This is a genomic window from Neochlamydia sp. AcF84, assembly GCF_011087585.1.
In the GTDB taxonomy this organism is placed as follows: domain Bacteria; phylum Chlamydiota; class Chlamydiia; order Chlamydiales; family Parachlamydiaceae; genus Neochlamydia.
In genome coordinates this window covers 1-25,320 of the sequence record NZ_VJOT01000068.1, presented here as the reverse complement: position 1 = coordinate 25,320, position 25,320 = coordinate 1, and the positions used below count along the sequence as shown (strand labels likewise).

The window sequence follows — 25,320 nt, the reverse complement described above, 5'->3', positions numbered from 1 at the left end:
AGAGGAGCTTTACTTGGAAGAACTAATGAAGCGATAATAACGTTCGGGCGAGAGGATACGTAAGGGTGAAAGAGCCATTTGACAAAAAGATTGCCTTGCAACAGAGCGCTTAGGGGTAGCAAATAAGACAAACATTACAGCGCTTAAGATGACTAAAGGATAAAATAAAAGGGCCATCACCCCTATCACAGTATCGCGCTGTTTGTTAATTTTTTTATCAGCATCATACCACATTAATAAAGCTTTTCTAGATAAAAATCGCACTTTTTGTTTGGGCACATTTTTAATGACTTCTCTTGGCTGATTAGAAAAGAAAGTTTCGATAAAAACTTCCTCCATCTTCCCCCATTGAGAAGGAAGCAAATTTTTTAAAGCCTTGAGCAAATCTTTAGGTCGCAAGGTTTTCATACTTAAAAAACTTTGGATTTGAAGAGAGGTAAGCTTCTTAAAAGTCTCTACCGCCATTCCTTGAGCCTCTCCTATTACCAAAGGACTTACGCTTCTTAAAGCCTCAAGGTTTAGATAAGGAAGGAAAAGTAAAAGATGCTGAGGAGCCACCCGCTGTACTTGGCCTCCATCTAATGCATTAATAATTTCTTGATCTAAAGTATATTCAGGCTGTAATAAAGCAATTTGCTTGGCTAAAAGATAGGGATAAAATTTTTTATCTAGGCGCAATAATGTCTGGCGACAAAAAATTTTCTTAACTTGCTCGACTGAAAGTTCTGCCAAACCTTCTTTAGACAGATGGCAAATTTGCTCTCCATCTATTAAAGTTTGGATTAAATGACGATGAGAGATCGATAATTTAGCGATCTGGGATAAATCAAGATAGGAGGCCAGCGAGGCATCAAGTAATTCTAGTTGGTCAATGTTTAAATAGGGCAAGGGACAGGGTTGATTAATTTGTAACACTTGCTCATTAGAAAAATAAGATGCTAACCGAGGATCCACTTCATTCACCCAAGCAGGATTCATCGCTTGAATAAACGCTTTGGCCTCAGGGAAAATTTTTTCTTCCAATAAATATTTTTTATAATCCTCAATTTTTAACAAATGCCAAGCATGAGGAGGCAATAAATGAAACTGCGAGGCATTCAAGAGATAATATTTAGCAGGCGCAACTTGTTGCAACTGTTCTAGCTGAGTTAAATGGGCTAGGCACTCATCAGGGATCAATTTTATACATTCTGGCAGAAGAGCTGGGGCCATACAGGGACGGACGGTTTTAGCAAAACCTTCTAAGCCTAAAAGATCAATTTTTAATATTTGATAAGATCTTTGTCGTTCTTTACTTAAGTTGACTAGCTCCTCGGGATTAATGCGCCCCAAATGCTCCTTAGGCAAGTAATTTAGTGCCTTTCCTTTTAACCAATAAACTTTCTCTGCGGGCACTTGGGCAATTTGCTCAGGCAGACTCAGATGACGCAAACGGTAATTAGGAACTAGCTTTACCTGTTCAGAGGTGACATGCTCAAACTCTTCGGCAGGCAAATAATCAAAAAAGCCAGCACGCTTAAGCATCCCCACTTGCTTACTAGAAAAGAAACGAGCAAAGTGCCAGGGTACTTGATTTAGCGCCTCTTGGTTTAAATGATCAATTTCTTGATTCAACCATTTTGTTTCCTCAGCTTTATTGTTAAAATGAAAAACTGGCACCTCTACAGGTTTTTGAGCTAAAATAGGATCTATAGCAAGTATTTGATTTTGAATGAGATCCCTTGCTGTTTTTAGGCTTAAGAAACGATACTTTAGCTCATAATTTTCCTTTTTTAACTCATTTTCTACTAAGCTGGGATAAGCACGCAAGTAACAAGCATTTCCATTAAAAAAATGGGCCCACCAAAGAGCCCGTTTTGTAATAGCTAGGCATTCTTGGGGAAGTATACTTTCTTCATTTAATAAGTGTCCTTCTAAGTTCAGTAACCAGCAATCCTTAAGCCGGTAATGCTTGATTTGCTGCCGCCAAAAAGCCGCTTCTTCAAGATCAATAAACAGGGGAAGAAAGTGGGTGCCTTTTTGAATTAAAAGAAGATGGGCGGCCTTTTTCTGGGCTTTATGAAAAACTGGAAGGTCTATCTCATGAGAGCGAGCCAAATTTTCTGTCAAAAAAAGATCGGAGGGAAAAATTTGGTAATAAGAAGCTTCATAGGGAATACGTTTAAGCAATTTGCGGAAAGTCGTTAAATGAGGAAACTTGTAATCTAAGCAGCTTTCAGGGTACTCCTTCAATTTTAACCAGGGAAGTGACTCAGCAACGGGTGCATCTACACGGACCGCATACTTTTGCACTTCCCTTAACGATTCTTTTTGAATTTCCACATTAACTTCTAGTTGAATTTCCTTTTGCTTTTGGACAAAAACTTGTGTCTCCCTATTAGATGAAGAACCTTTAAGAACATGCCAGGTTAAAGTATTTTCGGCCCATTTGACAATTTTTTCCGCTTTTTCTTCAATCTGTAGTAATTCTAGGGCCTCAAAATAAGGAAAACCCACTTTTTTGAAACGGCTATGGGTAGTATTAAAATACTCTTGAACAACTTTATAGGCAGGCATCCTTTCTTTTAAATCTAGAAAAAGATTAGCAGGGTCTTCTTTGAAAGAACTGTAGAAAAGCCACTCCATCGCTTGGAAAAGTTCAAGGCTTTCTAGCTCAAGTGTAGAATTCATCAATTCCTGCATGATTTTTTGAATAACAGCTGCGCAATAGATTTCTCGCACTTGCTGAAGAGCTGATTGCAATAATTGGCTTTTTTTTCCCTCACTTTGATTACGCAAGGCACAAGTAAAAAGTCTTTCTATTTCATAAAGAGCATGATGAGGAAAATTTTTAACGTTTTTAGTTAAAACTTCTCCTGCCATTTTATGGAAAATAATGTCTACATTTTGAGCATGAAAGAAATTACGAGCACGTAGAGTTCCTTGCAAAATAGTGCGCAATGTAGTGGATAAGGGATCAAAAGTCATCGCCACAAGAGCATTGGCTTTAAAAGGTATATCAGAGCCTATCGCTCTTAGCTCATCAAAATAGATGAAGACCCTTTCTAAAAGCACGCCTTGCTTTTCAAACTCTTCCCGGCGGGTCATTGCTAGCGCAATAGGTTCCTTAAGTTCTCTTTTTAAGAGAAAAAAATTTTCTTGCGCCCCCCTTTTGCATAAAAATACTACGCCGTCTATCTCCTCTTTTAAAGGTTGGAAATTCAAAATCTCTTCTGCTACTGCTTGGTTAGAATAGCGTTTTAGCATCCCGCTCGCATCAATTAAGGCTCTAAGACGGCTAGCAGCATCAGGCGTCCGTTTTATTAAAATAGCATTTAATATTTCATGAGGGGTTGCTTTGTCAATTTCTGAAAGAAAACTTTTTTGGCTAGCGATATCCTGGGTAAGCTTGACTAAAATACGCCCCTCGATCCCTTGCTCAAGAATACAGCTGTCTGCTATTTCTTTAGGAAAGGAATCTTTATTCCCTAATGTACCTGAGCAACCGATAAACTGCGCTCCCATGTGACTAAGCGCAGCGGGCCCACAACTTAATAAAGAGCTATGATAGCGCAAAAATTGGTCAGAAAACTCGGCATAAAAATCTATACATCGCTGGGGGCTTGCATTTATTTCTTGAAGAGTTGCTTGTAGTTGTTCTGATGACCATTCCTGATGCAATGCTAATCCAATGAGAGCTTTAAAGTGTTGAGCTTCAGCAGATTCTTCGGGTGCACAGTGGTAGATTTCAGAATAATACAGCGAAGCTTCCCGCATTTGATCCCGGTATTTCATTAGGCGCGCTATATCCACGCCCGCATTAATAGCTCCCTGGAAATAACAACAAGCGGTCACATAGATATTAGCAAATTCCGTATGGTTAGGAGCATCTACTCCTAAGTAAGGAATAATTTTGCCCTCCTCTGTAAAGCCATATCTTTGTTTAAACCCTTTAGCAAGAGCGAGCGGTAAAATTTCACTACACAATTCTTTTATTAAAGCAACTGCTCCTAAGGCCCGTTGAATGGAGCGTTGCGGCTGCCTTTTTAAAGCTTCTAAGCTTCGCAAGAATTCAAGATGGCGCTTAGCCTGTTTGCGCTCCTTTTTTTCTCTAATTTCTAACCTGTCTAAAAATTCAAGATCATCGTTAGCATTAATCCCTTTTAGCAGACGCGTATCTATTTTCTCCAAAATGTAATCTTGCAAGGATACTTTGAAAGAAGCGTGGCTCGTGGGAGAAATTAAAGGAAAAAGAGATGGGTATTCACTTATAAGCACTTTTACGAGCCTAGGAAAGACCTGCTCTTGTAGTGTTTGCCTGTCCACGCAGGCTTGATTATCTTCTAAAAGATTCAATAAAGGGGCAATTTTTGAATCGGTTGAAAGAACAACATAGATGGATTTAATGACCTCTAGGCTATCTTTTGAAATAGTAACTTCTAGTCCAGCGGGAAAATTAATCTCTTCCAAGCTGTTTAATATGGAATCTACCTCATCGACTAAAAAAAGACAGTGAGCTTTTATAAAATAAAGGATATGAGCGAGCTCTACAGCCCGTTTTAAAGTTAAAGGATCGCAGTTGCCAGGCTCTTTAAATGCTTTAACTTGATCGATCAATTCCTGTCGAAGAATAAGCAAAAAATTTGCTTTCATTAATATTAAATAATTTTTGTCTTTGGCATGTTGGAGCTGAGCTTTAAGGTAGTAAAGAATTTTAATAGAAGCTAAATCTTCACGATTAAAATCTAGATCTATCACATCTTGATGCAACCGCTTAAATTGAGTATTCATTAGATTGGACTTAAGAGAAGGATATTGGGAAGGGTGGGCTAAAAAAAGAGGCACGCGTGCGTTTTTTGAGGCTAACTTAGCAAGCTTTGCTAAGATCACACTAGTTTTTCCTCCTCCCATCATCATTTGAAAAACTGCGGCAGGACCATACTCTCCTAGATTTTCTGTAAAAATTTTTTCTATCAAGAGATGCAATAGTTGAGCTTGATCTTTACGCATGCGAAAACCTGAAATATGCTCAAAAAGCAAGGTTTCCAAATAGCTTTGATTATCTTGGGAATAGCTTTCAAAAGGATTTAAGAGCTCTCCAATTGCTTGCCATGCCTCCTGAGCAGCAGGTTCATCCTTCCAAGTTAGAGGATGATGGCTTTGAATATGAATGATAGAAAATAGATGATTTTTAACCGTTGCTATAATTTTATTGCTAATTTGCCATTCTAAATATTCCTGTATACATCTTTGTAAAGCTACTAGATCTTCTTCTAAAAAATAAGGATTGCGTTGTTGCAAAAAGGCTAGCTTTTGAGAGGATGTAGGAAAAAAAATGGTTTTAAGCCCATCTTCTAGCTCCATTTGAATTTTATCTTCATTAACCTCTTTTAATTTTGCGAAGATTAAAGCGTTTATTTCAGTAGGCCTTCGATTTAAAATTCGCACAATATTGTTTATCATCCCTACATCATTGCTTTCATGAGCATAAGTCGTAAGGATTTTATCAAGCTGTAAAATTGTTGGGAAATCAGGAAGTAGGTAGTGGTGAGCGTTGTTTTGAAGCTCGATCCCTTCGTACCATTCATGTCGATAAAAATCTAAATCATTTTTAAAAAAATCTTCTTCATTACCCTCTATTTTAAAAGGACAGGATTCTTTAGCAGGCAAAGAGGAATAAATAGTATAGTTATCAAAATCCTCTTTGATTGCTTGAATGATTTGAAAAGGAGAAATGCTTTTATACTTTGCAATTATCTGGCACACCTTGTAGGTAAAATCTAGGTCTTGAAAGATTGTTCCCCTCTTTATTTCCTCTTTTTTTTCTCCCTGACTAGATTGTTTTTGGATAAGAGTGGCTTCTAGTTGAAACGTGGGTAGAGTAGCTAGCAATTGCTCAAACCAGCTCTGCAGGTGCAAAGAATTTTCCGCATATTTCTTTGAGTTTAAAGAGGGCAAAAGAGGGGCTCGATCTTCTTTTTGTAAGGCTACTTTAAGAGAAATTTTGATAAAGTGAGGAATTTTTAAAGTCTCTAGCGTATAGACTAATTCCCACTTTTCTAATGGAGCAGTATAAAGGGAGGAAAGCTTAAGATAATGATAGGCAAAAGCTTTTACAGGATAAGGTTGGCCCGGTAATAAGACCATTTCTACAGGTCTTTCTATTCCTTCTATGAGCTCTAAGGTGATATCCATCGGAGCTTCCCCACCGCTTAAGACAGGATTTCTCCAACGAGCCAACAGGGACTTTTCCAAAATTTCGGCTGGCTTTTCAGTCATCACTATTTTGTGCCCTGTTCTTAGCTCCTGTTTACGATTTTCTAATAAAGCTTTGTTCTCTTGGCATGAATAAATCTTTAAATGCTCTTTGTCCTCAGCTATCCAAAGCTCTATTTCTAAACTTAACCTAAAGGCTGGGGGGACAGAAGAGAGATGGCTTAAATAATGCTCGTATACTTCACCCAGCGAGGTTAAAGGATTATTAAGAGGATCCCCTCTACCTTTTAGATCGATTCCTTGATCAATTAAAATCTTATAAGCGATTAATTTTACTGCCGCTGCGGTAGCTGAGTGATCACACGCATCTACTTGACTATCAATAAGCCATTTTAAGATCAATCTTTCCTGCTGGTCTAAGCGATGGTGAGGTCTAATAGAATGCAAAAATTTAAAAGCTTGATAATAATCTTTACCGAGAAGGGATAGATAGGCGGCAAATAAATTTTCTTTGGGGGTCTCAGGACAAAAGCCATATAAGTTCACTTTAATTTCTATTCCTTCCACGGCAAGCAATTGAGAAGGAGCCTCTATGCCCCCTTTTTCTACCATAGGATAGACAATAGAGGAATGCCTATCGGCAACATGGCGTTGGAAGGGTAAGATTAGAGAAGTTTCTTCGTCTGCACGCAGCAGGTCCCCATTCTTTCTCTTTATTTCGATCCCGTAAATCTTAAGAGAAGTGGATGTAAGTTTTATCCCATTTTCTCTATGAAAAACTGAAGGTGCATAAAAACAAGCCCCTAATTTACGATCAAGGCCTCCTTTTTCATAAAAGTCGGTGTCCTGGCGTTCAAAGACAAGGGGTCTTCCGTGCGGCATAAGTATATGGGGGAAAATCAAGCGGTCTCGATAGTCGAAGAGGATCCCATGAATATAACGAGCAGCGTAAGTATAATAATGCATGCCAAACGCTCCCGTGCACTTCTCTAGATTAGATAAAGATTCTTCCTCATTCTCTACTAGTTCAAGCCTCATGCCTTTTTCCGCGCCCTCTTGAAAGACAACAGCCCCTTGGTCATTTCTTAATAACCAAAGCTTATCTGGTTGAGCCTGATAATATCCTCTAGCGACTAAGTTTTCACAATTGATCCACCAAATGCTGTCTTGGCAAAGGGATATAGGTAAATGCAAGCACTTAGCCACTTGAGGAGGTGGCAGATAAAGATGCCATTGCCCTTCGAGCAAACGTTGTAAAGAAAGAGGGAAGCTTTCCTTGCTGCTTAGCCGATAAGTTCCGGTCAAAGGATCTGAAAGAATAATATAGGGATGGGATTTATCTACTTGCCAGACCCGCACACGATCAGAAAATAGACGTCTAAAATCTACAGATTTAAGAATAGCGGCAGGAATAGGTAGGTATTGACCTTTACGCGAAGATAAGCTGAGAAAATCAACATTCTTATTTTTTTGGATTTCTTGGATGAAGGCCGGCTGAGTCTTACTTAGTTCATTATAGTGGCGCCACATATGGTAACGCATATTATACCACCAAGCCCGTGTCATGGCATCCATGGCAATTCGTTCCTGCTCTAATTGCTTGTGTAGTTGGGGGCCTTGATCTAAATACTCCTTCCAAGCTTGCAAGGACAAGTTTTCTTTTTTCTCTAATTCTATCAGCTTTAGTAAAAGCATTCTTATATCTGCAGATTGCTGCTCAGGCATTTTGGTTTTCTGCAGACATGCTTTTAATCCTATTATCCATTGATCATGGAACGTTTTTAAGGTATAATTTATGCTTTCGCAACCAAGAGATAAAGATAGATCAGCTAAACGGATGGTAAGATTTAAAAGACATTTGCTCTCTTCGCTAAGGATACCCTTATTTAAATTCTTGGCAAAAATGGCGGTACAGCCTAAAAAATCTTTAAGAACAGTATTTAAAACTTGAGGGTAAAGCTTAAATTCCTCTAGTAAAGGAAATTTTTCTACTCCCTCTTTATCTATCACAATTTTAAAAAGATACCTTTCTAAAAAAAATCTAAAGCGATCAATTTTAAAATTTGAAATTTGGTACTTTAATTTGCTTAATAATTCCACAATCGTCAAGGTAGGTTCAGCAGCAGCTTCTTCAAATGTAAGGCTAAGATTGCTCATCTCTTCCTCTATAGCTACAAAACGCTTTAAAGTTTTATTTTGGTTTTCTCTCCACTTTTCTTTGGAAAATAAGTTTCTTTGATTAGCATCTAGTCTTATTCTTTTCTCCCTACCCTCCAAGTAAAAATCAAAGCGCTTTTGATGATTTTTAGCATAGGTGAGGTTAAAGCCTAAGCCTTGATGGAAAGTAACTATATTTTCGTGGCCTACATGATATCTAGATCTTTGATCGCTTAGAAGGTGAACATGCATAGCTATATTTACAAGTTTAGACAAAGCGTTAATCCAAGAATCGGCAAGATCTAGCTTATAGGGCAAATGGTTTTGAATCTTTACATTTACTAATTCGGCTAATAAGAGTTGCCTTGGAGTAACGGCTTGCAGGATATCTAAGTGGGCTCTTCTTTTTAGATGGTAATAATGCTGGTTAATCTCATTTTTGATCGCAGGATAAGCCTGTAAAATTTCTTCAGCAAAACAACCGTCAGCTGTATCGTCAAAGCTTTCCTTGCCTTTTTCAGGAAATAAAAAAACAGGCTTTATACCTTGGACATGCCACCCTTTGATAAAACTCAGTGTATCTAATCTATCCCTCCAGCAAGAATAGGACTCGCACTGAAAATAAGGGCTGGTAGTTAAAGCTAGATATCCCTTAAAAGCCGGTTTAAATTGATTCAGTACCTTTTGATCATCCAGCTTTTCACAAAGAACATAAGCAATGGCTAATAAGCGCACCCCACTATTTTGCAGAGAAGATAAAAAACGCCCCTGTTGGTGAAAGGCATGCTTAGCAAGTATTTCTGCAAAAAAAGATAATAGAGGTAAAGCCTTCCTACATTCCTGAATGGATAATCTCATCCACTCACTTTCAAGATGGGGTAAGGATAAATTCATCACTGCTGAAGTTACATAAGGGATAACCCACTCATAATCATAAGACTCAAAAAATTTTATTTTACCCTCAATATCTACCAGTCTATCAATGGCTCCTTTAGCTACATGCCCATCTATATTTATAGATAACTCCTTTGCCGAAGGTGGGTCTAGAGGAGAATGCAAGGTAGATTCCATAGAACTAAGATACTGTAGGCATTGTTGTGTACTTTTTTTGATAAGAAAAGGTTGATTGACTGCCAGCTTGCAGGACTTAAATCTATCCTCAGCGGGGATAAACTCGCGCAGCAATTGTTCGGATTCTTCCTTTAATTTTTCCACAGTGCCCACAGCAGCTTCATACAATCCATATAGATAGCGTAAAGAAAAACTATCTTTAAACTTTAATAGGTGGCGAGCCGAGGTAATTAAAGCCTTACTAAGGAGCCCTAATCTAGCATTTAAATTTTCGCTCCTACAAGCAAAGATAGATTTTCTAATCGCTAATACCAACACTAAACGGGAGATCACCATAAAGGCTTTATAGAGCTCTAAGGAGAACAGCGGTGACGGGCTTTGAGCTTCTATCCATCGATGAATGAATGCTGTCATTGCTTTTAGCTTATGCGCATGTGCTGAGTTGATTAGACGACTCTTAAACTGAGGATCAATCAAATAGGCATGCAAAGGCTCAAAAGCTACTAGGCAAGCATGCTCGTCAACATTGAGAGCTTGTGAAGTTTTCCATAAGATATCTGCATGAATAGCCACAGGCTGTTGAAAGTTAGGTCCTAACAAATCATCGCTAGGAACAGCGGCGTAATATCTTAAGGGATAAGCTTTTTCATAGCCGAAAGCATATTCTCCGAAGAACTTTCTACTATTTTTCTCTACGGTAAAAAGCTCTATATCGAATGTATCGTCTGCATTTTTGCGATAAAGAACTACATTTTCTAAACTTTGCCCCCAGGTGGTTTGATAAGTTAAAGGAAGTATAAAAATTTCATTTTCTTTTAAATGAAAAAGACGAGAAGTAATTTCCGAAGGGGTAAGGGTTAAATTGTCTAGCAACTTTTGAAAAGCATATAATAAATGTTCACAAATTTCTGGATCTAAAGCAGGCGCCAATTGGGGTAAAGCAGTTGCCAGAGCTATCCATATTTTTAATAGACTGTGAGGATCAATTTTGTTGGGGTTTTCTTCTGTTAATAAGGCTTCGGCTACTTCTTCAAAATTAGCTATTTTACTAATTTGCTCTGCCAGTTGATCATAAGCCTCATCTAAAAGCGGAGCTCTAGGATGAGTTTGAAGAGAAAGGCTAGAAATTTCGTTATCAAAAATTTTCTGTTCTTTTAAAAAGCTTTTAAGCACATGCGTAGCATTCATTCGTCAGTAAATACTCTCCCTCATTTTGCATTAAGCATAAAAGTTAAAATAGTTTATAAAAAATTATTAACTCTAACTTGATGTTTGTTAGGCCTCGCTATATACGATCTTATGAATAGCACTAATATAAACTTCTAATTGGTCAAAATAGGGACTAAAATCTAAATAAAAATCAATATCACAAACGCTAAGGTGGCGATTTTTAAAAAATTCGCTTCTCTTCAGCTGTCTCACAAAGTTAAAAAATTTTAGATCGTAAAATTTTGCATTTATCAAAGGTTCGATATCTACAAGCTTGTATATAAAATCTCTAAAAATTGCTTGCTCACTATAAAATGATAGTCGCTTAAATGCATGGAGAGTAGGAGCTGCCTTTAATAGCTTTTTAGCTTGATGATTTTTGGCTTTTTGCTTATCAATTTCATGTAGGCAAGCATTCTTAGCAGCTCTCATTATATTCTTATCCTCTAACAGCTTTTTTAAGGCCTCCAAGGTTTCTTTAGTTTTAGCAAAGAAAAACAACCTAATGAAAGTATATCCTACCTCGTTGGAATGAATGGCTGCCTCTAGCTCTTCTGTATACCCTTTTTCTACCAAGATATCTTTTAGAAATATACCGAGAGTATAGTAAACCTCGTAGGTGGGCCCTTGTAGATCTGCAGCTAGGTTCCTCTCTAACTGATCTTGGATAAAGACAAAGTCTTGAAACATCTGCCAAATGCTGCTTTTCAGTTCTCTATCAACCTCTATTTTTTCGTGCATAGAGGCTAAACATTCGCTATAAATTTTTGCTTTAGCCTTATATAAATCTTGGAACTGCGGGGAATAATACTCCCCTAAAGCCAGCATTTCCTGAGCAAAATTAAATAAATCAACTTTTCCATGAATCGAAATTAGCCATTCCACGGGAGAAAAAAGCTCCGTGTAAGATTGTTGGAATTCTTCAAATTTTTTATGGTAAATTGTTCTTTGCTCAGATGAAGTGTTTTTAACATGCTCAATAGCTCTTTGAAAAGCAGCCATTAAATGAGCATCTTCTAAGAAAGGGGAAAGAAGCCGAATAAATTGGCAACAATCCTGCTGCTCTGCATATAAATTTAAAAACTTTTCTAGAGCAATAGCTATCTCTTTGCTCTCTTCATACAGATGATCTAAAAAACAGGCTCGCTTACGTTTAATTAATTCCTCAACCCCTTGCTGAAGATGTTTATACTCCTTCGCCTGGTCTATTAAACTTTTATAAATTTTTTCCAAAGGAATAACTTGATTATTCGCTATATCACTAGCAGAAGATTTACTTTCTAAAGGAACTGCTCTAAATTCGAGGGCTGGAGCAAGGTCAAATAAAGGCTGTTGGACTAAAGAAGGATTGTCATTAACTTCTAAGCTACTTTTTTTACAATAATGAATAAATTTTCTTTTTTTTAGATTAGCAAAATCAACCTGCGCTTCTTGGTTACATTTATAGCAAAAAAGATACCCGCCTAGGGTACAGATAATTTTTATAGCTATTTGGGCAGCAATTTTTATAAACTGCCAGCGGGTCATGTCACTTTCATACTTAAAATAGCGGTCATCTTCCGATGCTATTAAAGTCCCCTCATCATTGCCTAGAGCTGAATCAGGATGATAGTACACCGTTAAAGACATCTCTCACCTAAACTTAAGCAGATCGGGGAAAGGAGCTTAACAGCGCATTTGTTTATCATTATAAAGCCCCCTCAAGCACTGAAATTAATTTAGCAAATTGTATGTTCTTTCCTTGAGTACTCAATAGATTGACCTTTACAGGATTAGCCTTATAGATAGCAAGAAGAAAACTACACGCTTTAAGATGTAAAAGCTTGCCACTCCTTAAGATCGAGGGCTAATCATCATGCCCCTTACCAATAGCTTTTTTAAGCAAACGTTTTTTTAAAAGGCAAACTGCCCGTCGCTTTATTCTCTTTTTTCCCATTAACTTATAAAAATTGCAGGTAGCAAAGCGAGCAAAGTCTAACAAAAAAAGTATAGGGTTTTAGAGGGCATATTTCTTTCCTCATAAGCTTTAAGCCTGGCATGTTCTATGCTTACGCTAGTAAGTATTTCCTACTAGTTGTAAGGGATTTTCCGCACTAAAATTTATTATCCTATAAGTAAAAGCTGCAGCCTTTCTTTACCTTTAATAAAAAGCCAAAAACAAAGTAAAAATGCTTTTTCTTTAGCTTAACAAGTTGATCTTTTTCATCAATCAGGGGCATTTCCGGTAGCTGTTTTCTTTAAATAAATTTGAGGTGTATAACATTGAGGCGAATAGAGGCACCAATCATCTTCCTCTAAGCTATCATTAATGGGGTTGGATTTTAAAGCGTCTAACTTCCTCAGAATTTCAGGGATTTTCTCCCTGGCAGCACGCCTTCCCGCTTCATAAATCTGGTCTCTTAAATGATCACTAAAAGTACCAATATCGCAAGTTTTAGGACGGATAATTACATCCGCATGATGGCAGCAGGTCTCATTTTGCCACATAAAGGCTATCTCTGCGCTACGGGTGGCTACTTCAAAAAGATTGGTGGGAAAAGTACGGGGCAAAAGTTCACAAAGATCTACCGCGATGATAAGCTCAGCTCCTATATCAAACGCCACCTCTACCGGAACTGGATTGACCACACCCCCGTCCACTAGTATACGTCCTAGGTGTTCCTGGGGTATAAATATAAAAGGAATCGAGCAAGAGGCTTGGACGGCTTTTTCAACATCTCCCGAACCTATGGGAATCAATTCTCCAGAATTTAAGTCACTAGCCACTATTACTAAAGGGATTTTCAGCTCTTCAAAGGTTTCTGATTTTAAATATTTATTTAAAACTTTACTTAACGACCGACCCTGACAAAGACCATAACGGCATTGCCATAGGTCGAAATCTAACAAAGAAGCTGCCTTTAAGTTCCAAACGGCTTCTTTAATATATTTAGCACAAGGATTATCCGCATATAAAGCACCTACGATACTGCCTGCACTACATCCGACTATTAGATCCACCGATATTCCTGCAGCTTCAAGTTCTTCAATAACCCCTACATGGGCCATACCACGTACGCCCCCACTTCCTAGAACTAATGCAACACGAATTTTTTTAGGGACATAAAATGAAGGGAGAGAAGGAGGATTTACAGTCGGAACGAGACGATGAGAGTAACGGCACCCGCTCAAAGAAAAGAGTAAGAAAAAGAATATCAAAGCAGTAAAGAATCTAAAAAAATTCAGACTCCAGCATTTTTTTTCAAGCGGAACAAGTGTTTTAATAGGAAATTTCATTATTTCTCATCTGCAGGGTTTACATGGCTCTTTTTTGCCTTAGCACTGCGTATAAATAGTAAAAGAAAAATTTTATAGTCAACAAAAAAAATCTTTTATCAAAAAAAGATTTTTTACTCATTCATCCTTCCTGGAAAAGCAGTGAAATGTTTAGTCGGCCACTCAAGCTTGCCTAGATGTACCAAAGGTGTTATTACATTTAAGAGCTTAAGTGGGTGGATCATTCCCGAAATTTAAGAATTTAAAAAAACAAGGCTTTTAGCTTAAGCGAGCAGTTAATTCCTTGCTAGATCTTTTTAATACTCATTGGATAAAAAGAAATTTATATGAAAGATAGCCTTTTACTATTCAATAAGCTTAAAGATATAGGGAAGAAGAAATAAAAAAATCCAAGTTAAATAAATTTTCTTTGCGTTCTAAGGCGTAAAGAATTTAGCTTTTACCTATTTTCTAAAGGCAAAAACATAGGCTACCTGGCTCTTATTGAAAACATTCAGAAACAATGTGAAAGCCGTACAACGGATCATTAAGTACCAGGAGCGGCGATAGAATTTATCAACCGATGCTGGAGACTATGTTGAAGAGTAAAAATAGCAAAGATGCAAACATTTATGATCTACACAGCTGCTTTAAAGGGTAAATTTATTATCAGATTCTTTCATCTTTTCTAACAATATAAAGTAAAATATCTCCTTGCTGTAAAATAGTAGGAGAAAGAGGATTTAAAATATGCTTCCCATTTCTTTCTAAACCTACAATAAGTCCTTTTATATGCTGCTTAACTGTAGAACTTGAGATAGGCAAATGAAGAAGACTGGGGTTTGCATCGACATACATCTTTTGAATTTCCATAGCTGGCGACTCCTCCAACTCCGCAAACTCTTCGATATGTTGCATCGATAAATTGAATCGGTTAATTTCCTCATTTTCTCCCAAAATGACTAATTCATCCTCTGGTAAAATTCGCTCTTGAGCATTAGGTAACCAAATCGTCTTTAGGCGCCTTTGGATGGCCACCACATTAATTCCAAACGATGGACGCAAGCGACATTCCTCTAAACTTTGGCCAATAAAAGGAAAATGCTCTTTAGCTTTGATTTTTACCAAGGTACTATCCCACGGAGCTAAGCCTTGTAAGAGAGTCTCATCTAGCTCATGTTTGCAAGTCAAATTATTAATCAGGCTATTTTCCAACCATGTGTAACACCTCTTAAGAGGTTGAAAAAACAGGGTAAAGTAAATAGAGAGCACAATGCCTAGCGGAACAGTTATCCAGGGAAAGGAAAGGTATAGACAAGACAACATACCCAATTCAACGCCAGTAATGCCCCAGAGCAATATCTGTAACAAGCAGGCTTTTTTGTTGGCTTTTGAAGAGGGATAGGTAAATAACATTGCCCAAATAAAAGGAGAGGCTAGTATGTAGAGCATCAACCAAAAGATAAACTGAAAAGGCCATTGTTGATCTACTACAGGAAGAAAGCGAGGAATAATCACTTGGGCACTTATTGTCGCTAAGATAGCCACAATAATAGCATTGACAGTGAAGCGTACGATCTTTTTTTCCTCCATCCCCTTGGGCCCTAAGTGGCCCCTTACAATAGGAATAATCCAAGCATGATATTTTTTCAATAGCATGGCCCCCTTCTGAGGCACAGAGTTTTCAACACGATAGCTAATCTGCAGGCCAAGCTTTATCAAATAAGGGGTAGCAAAAGTGGTAATCGCTGAAATAGCGACCACGATAGGATACAAAGATCCATCGGTAGCTACCAATGAACTTCCTAATCCAACAATGATAAATGAAAACTCTCCTATTTGAGCCATACTAAAGCCGATTCTTATTGAATCCGAAATCCTTTGCCCTGCTAATAGCGCTCCTAAGCCGCTAGTTAAAAGCTTGCCAGCGATAGTTATTAAAGAGAGGATGAGAATAGAAGGCCAATATTTCATAATCAATAGCGGATCAATTAACATTCCTACCGATACAAAAAATACTGCAGCAAATATATCACGGATGGGTAAGGTCAATTTTTCAATTTTATTGGCTAAAGGTGTTTCGGCTAAAATAGAGCCCATAATAAAGGCCCCTAATGCGGCCGAATAGTTAAAGTAAACGGCTGCAGAGCTAAGGAAAAGACATAATCCTACAGAGATAATGGTCAAAGTCTCGGCAGTAATATAATTTTGTATTTTCCGCATAATATAGGGCAAAGCAAGATAGCCTACAAGAAACCAACTGGTAATTACCTGCAAAAGCTTTAAGGAGGTTGATACTATCTGAGTGGATAGAACTTCAACAGGAGCCCCTAAGGTTGAAACATATACTAGCAATAAGATAGCTAGCAAATCCTCCATTAGAAGCACCCCAACCATTAGCTCAGCAAATGAAAACCTTTTTAGATTAAATTCTTCTAGAGCTTTGACAATGATTGTAGTGGAAGAAATCGATAAAGCAGCGCCTAACAAAAGGCATTCATAGGGAGACCAACCAAGCATTTTGCCTGCAAAAAAACCGAGGATAAACATTAAGACTACTTCAAATAAGCCTATAATAACCGCCGATAGCCCGAGTCGTCTTAATTTACCGAAAGTAAATTCTAATCCTAGTGAAAACATCAAAAAGATGATGCCAAGTTCAGCGAGTAATTTAATTTCAAACTCATCGTCGATTAAGGAAAAGGGAGGAGTGTAAGGACCGATAATAATACCTGCTATCAGATAACCTAGGACAGTAGGCTGCTTAATCTTTTGAAAAAGTACAGTCATTATGCCCGCTATGCATAATACTACTGCTAGATCTTCTATAAGAGGTGTTTGATGCATAGTCACCTAATTTGATAATCTATTGGCCATTCTACCTATTTCATAAGAGTAATCAAATGAAAAATATTATTTCTTTTTCATGCATCGATAAATCTTTTCTATTCACCCATTGTATATTTTGCTTTCCTAGATAAGTGAGGTTAGAGTTGGTTGTTGCTAAGCTTTTCAATCTTTTAATTCTTAAAAAATTAGAGAAGATAAAATCAAAAAAATGGAGCAAAGTATTAGCTTAAAGCTTAATAAAGCTTAAAGAAAAGGATAAAAAAATTTAAAAAGGCTGACATACAAAGATCTTATAAAAAAGCCAAAGGAGAAAGATATTAAGACTTCTTGAACTATTTCTACGTAAGATTAACTTATTCCTATATGAAAGATAACTCTCTTTTCTATGACGATTAAATAAGCCATGAGGAGGGTGAAATCTGTTAACGGTATATTTAAAGGGTCATGGCAACTTATAAGAAATTAATTAAACAAGCAACACGGGCCGGAAAAATTTCACCTTCTCGTGATGAAATTTATCCATAAAAACACTCTCTTTTTAAAACGAGCTTAAAAAACTTTATCCTAACCGTTAACTTTATTTTTTTACTTTCTTACCCCTGTTCTGTGTGCTTTTAAGCAGCTAACATTTTTATTTATGAATGATCTTAAAAATTGTGCTTATAAAACAATTACCTTAGCGAAGAGAAAAAAAGCATACTAAGCGATTAGCTTATTAAGAGCTAATTCACTGTAAATTGAGGTTCTTAAAGCTTGCTCTTCATCAGTAGGCGGCTATATAAGATTCCCGCTAGAAGTCCACCTATTATAGGCCCTATCCAGTAGACATATTGATAAGCCCATTCGCCTGATATCAGAGCTGGGCCAAAAGCTCTAGCAGGATTCATGGCAGCACCTGTTATTCCTCCTCCCATCAATATGCCACATAAGATAAAACCCCCGATCGCAAGCCCACTCATGCCTTTAGAATCCCCTCGTGTGTCTACAACCGTTCCATACACCACTAGCACAAGTAGAAAAGTCAATATAGCTTCAGTAAAAATTCCTACGAAACTAGATAAGCTAGTCTCTATAACAGGAGTTCCTAACTTAGCCATAGAAATAGTAGTGGCAGGAAATACCCACTGTAAAGCAAAAGCTCCTACAATAGCGCCTAAAAGTTGAGCGACTATTTCAGCAAAGGTAAGAATTGTACTTTGCTGGCCACTAGCCCACACTGCCACACTCACTGCGGGATTGAACTTTCCTCCCGAAATGTGTGCCAATGCTGATATCATGACTGCAATAGCAAGGCCATGAGCAACAGCGATTCCTAACAACCCCACTCCCCCATGGGTCATCTCATTTAAGCAAATGGATCCAGCACCAATAAAGATGAGAGTAAACGTGCCGATAAACTCTGCTAACAACCAAGCTATATTCATATCCCCCTCCGCTTTCAACTATTAGTAAGAAAAAAACCGCTACATTTTGCTAATCAACAAGTAAAATTTATAAGCTTTTTATCCACGAGCACTTATATACATAATAAAATCAGCAAATAATCTCAAGGCTTTTGGAAAAGAAAATATTTGAGGAATGTTTTTTATAAAAAATTATTCACAAAATAAGTGAGAGAAAAAAGGATCTGCCGCCCTTACCAGCAGGAAAAAGAGATTTCTTTAGCCTTTTTCTTGCAGCCTCTCTCGTTTATCTCCTTAAGAAAGATCATAGCTTTATTGTTGAATGATGAGGTGGGATAAGCTACGTTAATTGAATATCTAGCTTATCTATCTCAAAAGTTTCCCCTATCAGCCCTAGGTCAAAAACCATTTCTTGCAAGGCTTCATGGTTTTCATAAACTTTTTGAGGGCAAGAAAAATGGAGATGAATTTCAGAGAAAAAAATCTCAAACTCGGTATGCATAAGTTGATGCGGATAAGGGAATTTAAAAGAATAAAGCTGAGTCAGTATAGCCTCATTCTCAACAATCCCATCCCTTCTTAGATATTTAAATTCGCATGCTTGCTGGTTAAAAACCACATAAATTTGATTTTTTTCTTCCTTGGTGGAGAGCCGAGGAGTTTTAAGAGATAGTTTTTGCTGACGGAATTTGCTTCGCCTCGTGTTTAACATAACATTGCTAATCAAATAAACAAGATTCTGTTGAAGAAAGTTATAACTAATTTTTAAATAAATTAAAGCTTTATCAAGTGAGACCTTTTTGCCAAAGTTTTCTTCTACTTCCTTATTTAGCTCTTCCCTATCTAGAAGGTGTAAATTTATAAGCACCTCATAAGCTTTTTGTAGATCAGAAAGTAGGCTTTTTTCTTCTGAATAGAGGTTTTTTAGCCTCTCGATAAGAAATTTAAATAAGTGAGGATTACCAAAGAAACGAGTACTGAATATTTCTAATAAAGAGTAGAAGCGTTCGGCAGCTGTCTTTCCTGCTATAGCAAGGGTTTGGCCTTCCTCATATAAATGGATAATGTTATCCTCTTCTACCAAAATACGTTCAATATCACTAAAATTTTTTAAAGGGTTTGTTACTAAATTATCGATCACCCTCTCTTTTAAATCTTGCTTGGAAGAGACCTCGCTTTCTCTTAATTTTAAGTTTTCAAGTAATTTTAAATGAATAAATTCTAATTGGGGATTTAGCTGCTTCTCTAGGTGCTCTTCAATCAAGCTAAGAGTTCTAACTAATATTTTTCCTATCAACTTTAAAGGCGTAGTATTGATGGTGGATAAAAGTGAAGTTGCATTTTCCTTTATTAAATAGACAATTTTTTCGGCAAACGTTCCCTTCAAGCACTCTTCCATTCCCAACATGGGATCAAAAGTCTTAATATGTTGGCTAATTTTTAGTAAAGTGGCTTTATGTGCTTCTAAAGCAAATTTCAATTGCTTTAGGTAAAGATAATCGTTGGAAATTTTTGCATATTCTAGGGTTTCCCTGGATTCTATGCTTATCTCCTCTTTCTTCCTCAAGGTAATATTTAAAGAGGAAAGGGAAGAGAAAGATGTACTTGGCTTCACCTCGGGTGAAAAGGAGATACTTCGGGGAGGAGACGAAGAATGATTTATTTTAGCAGTTCCCTCTGCCCTAAAAGATTGTATTCTTTCTTGTATGAGATAACTTTTTTTTTCAAGTCGGGTGATATTATTAAATAACTCTGCTGTATGAGGGGCATATTTTTTAATAATTTTTTTATTACGTTCAGTCATCAGCTCTGAATCCAAAAAGATTTTATCCTTTAAAAATTTTTGGACCAAATTTAAAAGCCTCGTTTCATGCTGGGAATCCCATAGGGGGAAAGCCTTGTCTGCTGCAAAGGCGGAAAACTTCTCAGATTCCCCACAAAATTTTTCTAAAGCCAACTTTAAAGTTTTTTCCGCTTCTTTTAAGCCTTCCGAATAATATATCTTTTCTTCAGAGGCTTTTATAGCCTCGTAGCCTAGTAAACGTAAAGATAGCAAAACAGCATGCAAAGGGAGATTCCTAGCTTCTTTTAAAGAAATTATACTTTCCTCGCTTTTAAAAAAATCATAAATGTTTATGCCCTCAGGATTAGGTAAAAAATTTTTTATACAATCACTCGAGCCGGATGAATTACTTGGAGAATAGGTACTTAGCTCAAAGCTAGTAGAAGAGTTTAACCTAGGCGCTAAAGAGGCTGGATCCCAACACACGTTATTCAGGAGCGGGCGAGAAGGCAGTGGATTTTTTAAAGAAGATTTTTCTTCCTTCTCTTTCTCTTTAGAAGTTAAACGTTCTTTTTCTAAGTTACGCTTCCGTACACTAGCTGTTATTTTTTTCTTAGTCTCCCCTTTTTCTTGTTCTTTAGGCGGCGTAAAAAGAGTGATAAGATCTTGTACCGACCGATGTTTTCCTTTGGTAGAACCAAGAGCATCAAAATCTTTGCTGGTAAGATTATTTTCTTGGCTTTTATGTGTAGAATGAGGAATAGTATTCATCTAGCGCTCTCTTTTTAAATTCATTTTATATATGCTTAATTTTCATGTTATATACAAGTAATTTATCTTTATAACAAAATGAATACCTAAGAATAAAACATTTAAAGAATTTTTTATCCCCTGAATTTGAATGAAAAAAGATTTAACTAACCCACAAGAACGCTCAAGATGTGCTTGGGTGCCCAAAGATCATCAACTTTATGAAGAATATCACGATAATGAATGGGGTGTCGCCGTCCATGACGATCTTAAGCATTTCGAGTTTTTAGTTTTAGAGAGTGCCCAAGCCGGTCTCAGTTGGGAGACGATCCTTAAGCGCCGTCTAAATTATGCCAAAGCCTTTGCTAATTTTAACTGGCTAGAAGTAGCTAAGTTCACTCAGGAGCAAGTAGAAGATCTAATGAAAAATCCAGGGATTATCAAAAATCGTTTAAAAATTCATGCGACCATCCACAACGCTCAAAGATTCATGGAGGTACGTGAAGAATTTGGGACCTTTGATGCTTACGTTTGGCAATTTGTAGGAGGGAAAACTAAGAATAATTACCGGAAAAGTATCAAAGAAGTTCCTGCTGAGACAGAAGAGTCACGAGCCCTGAGTAAGGATTTACGCCGCCGGAATTTCAAATTTGTAGGCCCTACTATCATGTATGCTTATATGCAAGCAGTGGGTATGGTTAACGATCATACACAAGACTGCTTTTGCTATGTCCATGAAACTTAATCGTTGCGTATTAATAGACGAGGAATAAAAAGTTTTATCTGCTATGCCTTGTTTCTTAGCTTTTTCTTTGCTTTGGTAGTTTCTTATGTCAATCTTTATGAAGCTTTCCATTTAGTTAACAATAGATCAGGATTGTATGCAATTTTAGCTTGTCTAAGAGTAGGAATCCCTAAATCTTGCTCCAAGTTGATCCACTGCACACTCTCAGGTAGGTTTAATGCAAAATCTCGATAAAGATAGGGTGTCGCCCCTTTAGTTGTGGTTAAAGCTTTGGTGAAATGCAATAAAGCTGTCTTTGGAGTCAGAAGTTCACCCAGCGTAAATCCAAAAGCTTGGCCATCAGCATATGCTATTCTTCCAAAAAGATGGAGCTTTGAGATTAACGTTAATGCTTCTAAACAAGAGTCGTAGTCGGTTGTTTCTTTAGAATCTTTCCTTTGCGATTGCCATTTCTCCAGTAGCTCCAAAGCCTCTTGTATGTTTTCCTCTTTAATTTCTTTAGATTCAAGAAAACATTTATTTTCTAGCTGATTTAATAAATTTCTTCGGCTGCTTAATTTTCTACCCTGTAAGGTTTGCAGTTTGGATTTGCGAAAAAGATAGTCTGTATCGGCTCGGCAGGAGGCCAAAGACATATTCATCTTTTGACACTCTTCTGCCCAAGCATCCGGCAGAGGAAAAAAACTGCAGATGCAGCCTGGCACAAGCTGGGAAAGTTTAAATTTTACTTGCTTAGGAGGCACACTAGGAATGACAAAACACTCATTATTCTGCCATCTTCCTTGAAGGCAGGGAGTTGAGCATTCCACAAACTGATAAGCATATTTTTTTCGGAATAAAAAAGCATTGGCAAAGCTATACTCGGCAAAACGCAAGTCATAGGTTACACATAGATCTCGCCAAGCCGGCGAGAGAAGAGGCTGATGCTCTAATGCAAGGGGTCTTATAATCATTCGACAGACTGAGGCTGAAATTGATACATTCTAAGGCTTAAAATTTTCCATTGCTCTTTATTCTTTATTAAAATATACACGGCATGCTGCAAAATCGAGTTAAGAGGATCATTTTTATCCCCTTTATTCAATCTGACTGTGCTATCGACTATTACAAGCTCAAGATTTAATAAACGAGCCGCATCTAGCGATTGACTAATCGTACTTTTTCCGTAAAAACCAAGCTTTCCAGATTCAAAGTGCTTCTCAAGTTGGGTAGGATTCATGATCCAGCGTCCCTGGGGAGTCATAAAATCTCCTTGGGTACTCCATAAAGACATTAAAGCTTTTGTGTTATGCGTATTCCAAGCAACATCAAAAGAATGTAAAAAATTGTTAATCTCCGTAGAAGCAAGAGGCAATTCATTCTGAGCAAATAAAGAGGTACTCGCCCATAGGAATAAGCTAAATAAAAAGCGTGCCATCAGTTCCTCCCTTTTTGTTTACCTTATATTTTAAAATTTATATTCGCAATCAGAAAGGTGTGGATAATAAATTTTTTATTACTTTAGCTATTTTAGTCTCCTTCCTTGCAGGGGATAATTAAGCCTAAGTCACATGCAACTTTAATAGTCACCCACTTTTATATTTGCGAGTTAAAGGTCATTTTTCCAACTATTTCCTTATCCCATACCTCATGTTAACCAAAAAAGTAGGATAGGTGGCGCCTGGTGCCAAAAGTCATATCCACAAAATATTGCCAGTAAGCATTTTCTACCCATCGCTACACTACATTTTCATCAGAAATTTTTTACATGGGTTACAAGGCAAGAAGCCCTACAACAAGGATAGTGAAAAAGAAGCCAAAGCCTTTATTAAGCTCCTACAGCAAGAGTTTTCATGTCCAAGCGATGCTAAACGCCAATTAGATAAGTTTGTAAAAAAACTTAAATATATGCTAAGCAACAACCTTCTATATCTAGCTATCGCCTACAAAGCACAGTAGCTTGCTCTTTGCTTAACAGCCCCCCCCCCGGGTGATAAGGATTCGAATTGATTTGACTTGCTTTTTAATTTTTTTATATTGTCTTTAAAAAATAAAAATACTGAAAAAGTTATTACTACCCCAGGAAATAAAATGCATCATATCTCTTCAGCCTCTATTGAAAGCTTACCCAATGAATTGCTACTCCCTATCTTAGAGGCTTGCGCAGTTCCTTCCTTATTTAGTGTCTGTAAGAGATGGCATCATCTGCTAGCTACTGAATTCATGCCTTCTCTTTATAAAAAAATAGCACAGCTTCATTTCCCAAGGGGAGATGCTACTACCCAGCAAACTCTTATGTTAGCTAAAGTTTATCAACTCAATCATGTACCTACCTCTACTGAAAAAGTCTATCTATCTTTTAAACAAGTTTTTACCTTATCTAAATCTATTTCTCCTTTAGAATCTAAAGAGAAAACAGAAGAAAAAAAAGGCTTAACGCTGGCTAATTACTCTTACTATCTTGTAAATATTAATCGCCTTTTACTTTGGAAAAAACTTCCTGGTGGGAGAGAATACTTGAGCCGAGCAGAAATTAAGCACTTGCCTCTAGAGAAAAAAGGAGAGCTACTTAGAGATTGGATTGAGGAAAATTGTAAAAATACCACGACTTTATATTTATCTAGCGCAGGCTTATCTAGCGTAGGCTTGACTTTTTTACCTCCAGAAATATTCCAGTTATCTCAGCTGCAAATCCTTTACTTAAGCCGAAACCATCTTACCGCTCTGCCTGCAGAAATCGGGCAGCTATCTCAGCTGCAAACGCTTTACTTAGATCAAAACCAGCTCACCGCCCTGCCTGCAGAAATCGGGCAACTGACTCAGCTGCAAAAGCTTTACTTAAATCAAAACCAGCTCACCCCCCTGCCTACTGAAATCGGGCAACTGACTCAGCTGCAAAAGCTTTGCTTAAATCAAAACCAGCTTACCAGCCTTCCTGCAGAAATCGGGCAGCTATCCAAGCTGAAAGGGCTTTACTTAGATCAAAACCAGCTCACCGCTCTGCCTACAGAAATCGGGCAACTATCTCAGCTGGAAGAGTTTTACTTAAATCAAAATCAGCTCACCAGCCTTCCTGCAGAAATCGGGCAACTGTCTCAGCTGCAAAAGCTTTGCTTAAATCATAACCAGCTCACCAGTCTGCCTGCAGAAATCGGGCAGCTATCCAAGCTGTAAAAGCTCCACTTAAGTGGCAACCTGCTTACCACCCTTCCTATAGAGATAGGTCAGTTATCTCAGGTTAAACATCTTCATTTAAACAGCAGCTAGCTTACCATTATTCCTATAGAGATGAGACAGCTATCGCGACTGCAATTGCTCTTCTAGAACAATCAGCTTACCTCCCTTCCTCCAGAGATTGGACAGCTATCGAAGCTGCAATGCCTTAACTCAGATAATAACCATCTTACCAATATTTCCTGGAGATAGGGCAAATTTTTCAGCTTAATAGATTTTCCTTAGGATACAACCAACATAGAAGAATTTCTTCTAAGAGGAGATTTAACCTTTCAGGAAATTGCCTCATTTCTGAAGGAAGGGAAGTAAGCTAGTTGTTTTTTAAACTAGACACTTGTAATTGAGGAAGCTGCTTTATCTTAAAGTAAAAGTAAGATATAAAAACTCTTACGAAGGTAATCTCGGCAATAAAGCTCCTAAACTAGCATAGAAAAAGCTCTAACACCGGCATTGTTGCGTAAATGCTAAGAAGTGTAGGCGATAAGATTGCCCTTTAACACATAAGAGCTATAAAATTTAGTTTGCTTAAACAAAAATATAGGCAGGCTATGGAAAAAAAGCTTAACTATCGCATACGTAATTGGTCCGAATATAACAAAGCTTTAGAACAAAGAGGAAGCATAACTTTATGGTTTTCGGATGAAACCATTAAAGGATGGAGGGAAAATAAAAGCACGGGGAAGAAGGGC

Annotated in this window: 11 protein-coding genes; 3 read left to right on the top strand and 8 right to left on the bottom strand. The window is 37.4% G+C overall.

Features of this window, described 5'->3' with window-relative positions; translation table 11 throughout:
- Window positions 1-9 precede the first annotated feature (9 nt).
- The 6 genes from NEOC84_RS07710 to NEOC84_RS07685 all read right to left on the bottom strand — a co-directional run bounded on the left by NEOC84_RS07710 (window position 10) and on the right by NEOC84_RS07685 (window position 20,694).
- Complete coding sequence (locus NEOC84_RS07710) at window positions 10-10,611, bottom strand: DUF3638 domain-containing protein (RefSeq protein ID WP_166157623.1); 10,602 nt, start codon at window positions 10,609-10,611, stop codon at window positions 10-12.
- Between the two features lie 87 nt (window positions 10,612-10,698).
- Window positions 10,699-12,261, bottom strand: coding sequence for a hypothetical protein (locus NEOC84_RS07705; protein ID WP_166157620.1), 1,563 nt, complete (start codon window positions 12,259-12,261; stop codon window positions 10,699-10,701).
- A gap of 576 nt (window positions 12,262-12,837) precedes the next feature.
- Complete coding sequence (locus NEOC84_RS07700) at window positions 12,838-13,908, bottom strand: patatin-like phospholipase family protein (protein ID WP_166157617.1); 1,071 nt, start codon at window positions 13,906-13,908, stop codon at window positions 12,838-12,840.
- Window positions 13,909-14,556: 648 nt separating this feature from the next.
- Window positions 14,557-16,734, bottom strand: a complete 2,178-nt coding sequence (locus tag NEOC84_RS07695) for a cation:proton antiporter (protein ID WP_166157614.1) — start codon at window positions 16,732-16,734, stop codon at window positions 14,557-14,559.
- A 749-nt stretch (window positions 16,735-17,483) separates the two neighbouring features.
- The gene (locus NEOC84_RS07690; RefSeq protein WP_166157611.1) at window positions 17,484-18,161 is read right to left on the bottom strand and encodes an aquaporin; all 678 of its coding nucleotides are present in this window, start codon (window positions 18,159-18,161) and stop codon (window positions 17,484-17,486) included.
- Between the two features lie 319 nt (window positions 18,162-18,480).
- Window positions 18,481-20,694 (bottom strand): hypothetical protein, encoded by a 2,214-nt coding sequence (locus tag NEOC84_RS07685; RefSeq protein ID WP_166157608.1) that lies wholly within the window; start codon window positions 20,692-20,694, stop codon window positions 18,481-18,483.
- Between the two features lie 130 nt (window positions 20,695-20,824).
- Between NEOC84_RS07685 and NEOC84_RS07680 the strand changes: the two genes are divergently transcribed.
- Window positions 20,825-21,418, top strand: a complete 594-nt coding sequence (locus NEOC84_RS07680) for a DNA-3-methyladenine glycosylase I (RefSeq protein ID WP_166157605.1) — start codon at window positions 20,825-20,827, stop codon at window positions 21,416-21,418.
- 95 nt (window positions 21,419-21,513) lie between these two features.
- On the opposite strand, the gene NEOC84_RS07675 is transcribed toward NEOC84_RS07680, so the two are convergent.
- Together NEOC84_RS07675 and NEOC84_RS07670 are read right to left on the bottom strand one after the other, a co-directional pair.
- Window positions 21,514-22,371 carry a phosphatidylglycerol lysyltransferase domain-containing protein gene (locus tag NEOC84_RS07675; protein WP_166157602.1) on the bottom strand — a complete coding sequence of 286 codons (858 nt, stop codon included), beginning with the start codon at window positions 22,369-22,371 and terminating at the stop codon, window positions 21,514-21,516.
- On the bottom strand, window positions 22,368-22,835 hold the full coding sequence (locus tag NEOC84_RS07670) for a hypothetical protein (protein ID WP_166157599.1): 468 nt from the start codon (window positions 22,833-22,835) through the stop codon (window positions 22,368-22,370). Before NEOC84_RS07670 ends, NEOC84_RS07675 begins: the two co-directional genes overlap by 4 nt.
- A gap of 236 nt (window positions 22,836-23,071) precedes the next feature.
- Between NEOC84_RS07670 and NEOC84_RS07665 the strand changes: the two genes are divergently transcribed.
- Both NEOC84_RS07665 and NEOC84_RS07660 read left to right on the top strand, forming a co-directional pair.
- A complete protein-coding gene (locus tag NEOC84_RS07665; RefSeq protein ID WP_166157596.1) occupies window positions 23,072-23,356 on the top strand; it encodes a hypothetical protein in 285 nt (94 codons plus the stop codon).
- A 132-nt stretch (window positions 23,357-23,488) separates the two neighbouring features.
- The gene (locus tag NEOC84_RS07660; protein WP_207391831.1) at window positions 23,489-24,571 is read left to right on the top strand and encodes a leucine-rich repeat domain-containing protein; all 1,083 of its coding nucleotides are present in this window, start codon (window positions 23,489-23,491) and stop codon (window positions 24,569-24,571) included.
- The last annotated feature ends 749 nt before the right edge of the window (window positions 24,572-25,320 follow it).

Coding starts and splice junctions, on each gene's coding strand:
- NEOC84_RS07710 (WP_166157623.1), bottom strand. CDS start 10,611: ATGAATGCTACGCATGTGCTTAAAAGCTTTTTAAAAGAACAGAAAATT.
- NEOC84_RS07705 (WP_166157620.1), bottom strand. CDS start 12,261: ATGTCTTTAACGGTGTACTATCATCCTGATTCAGCTCTAGGCAATGAT.
- NEOC84_RS07700 (WP_166157617.1), bottom strand. CDS start 13,908: ATGAAATTTCCTATTAAAACACTTGTTCCGCTTGAAAAAAAATGCTGG.
- NEOC84_RS07695 (WP_166157614.1), bottom strand. CDS start 16,734: ATGCATCAAACACCTCTTATAGAAGATCTAGCAGTAGTATTATGCATA.
- NEOC84_RS07690 (WP_166157611.1), bottom strand. CDS start 18,161: ATGAATATAGCTTGGTTGTTAGCAGAGTTTATCGGCACGTTTACTCTC.
- NEOC84_RS07685 (WP_166157608.1), bottom strand. CDS start 20,694: ATGAATACTATTCCTCATTCTACACATAAAAGCCAAGAAAATAATCTT.
- NEOC84_RS07680 (WP_166157605.1), top strand. CDS start 20,825: ATGAAAAAAGATTTAACTAACCCACAAGAACGCTCAAGATGTGCTTGG.
- NEOC84_RS07675 (WP_166157602.1), bottom strand. CDS start 22,371: ATGATTATAAGACCCCTTGCATTAGAGCATCAGCCTCTTCTCTCGCCG.
- NEOC84_RS07670 (WP_166157599.1), bottom strand. CDS start 22,835: ATGGCACGCTTTTTATTTAGCTTATTCCTATGGGCGAGTACCTCTTTA.
- NEOC84_RS07660 (WP_207391831.1), top strand. CDS start 23,489: ATGCATCATATCTCTTCAGCCTCTATTGAAAGCTTACCCAATGAATTG.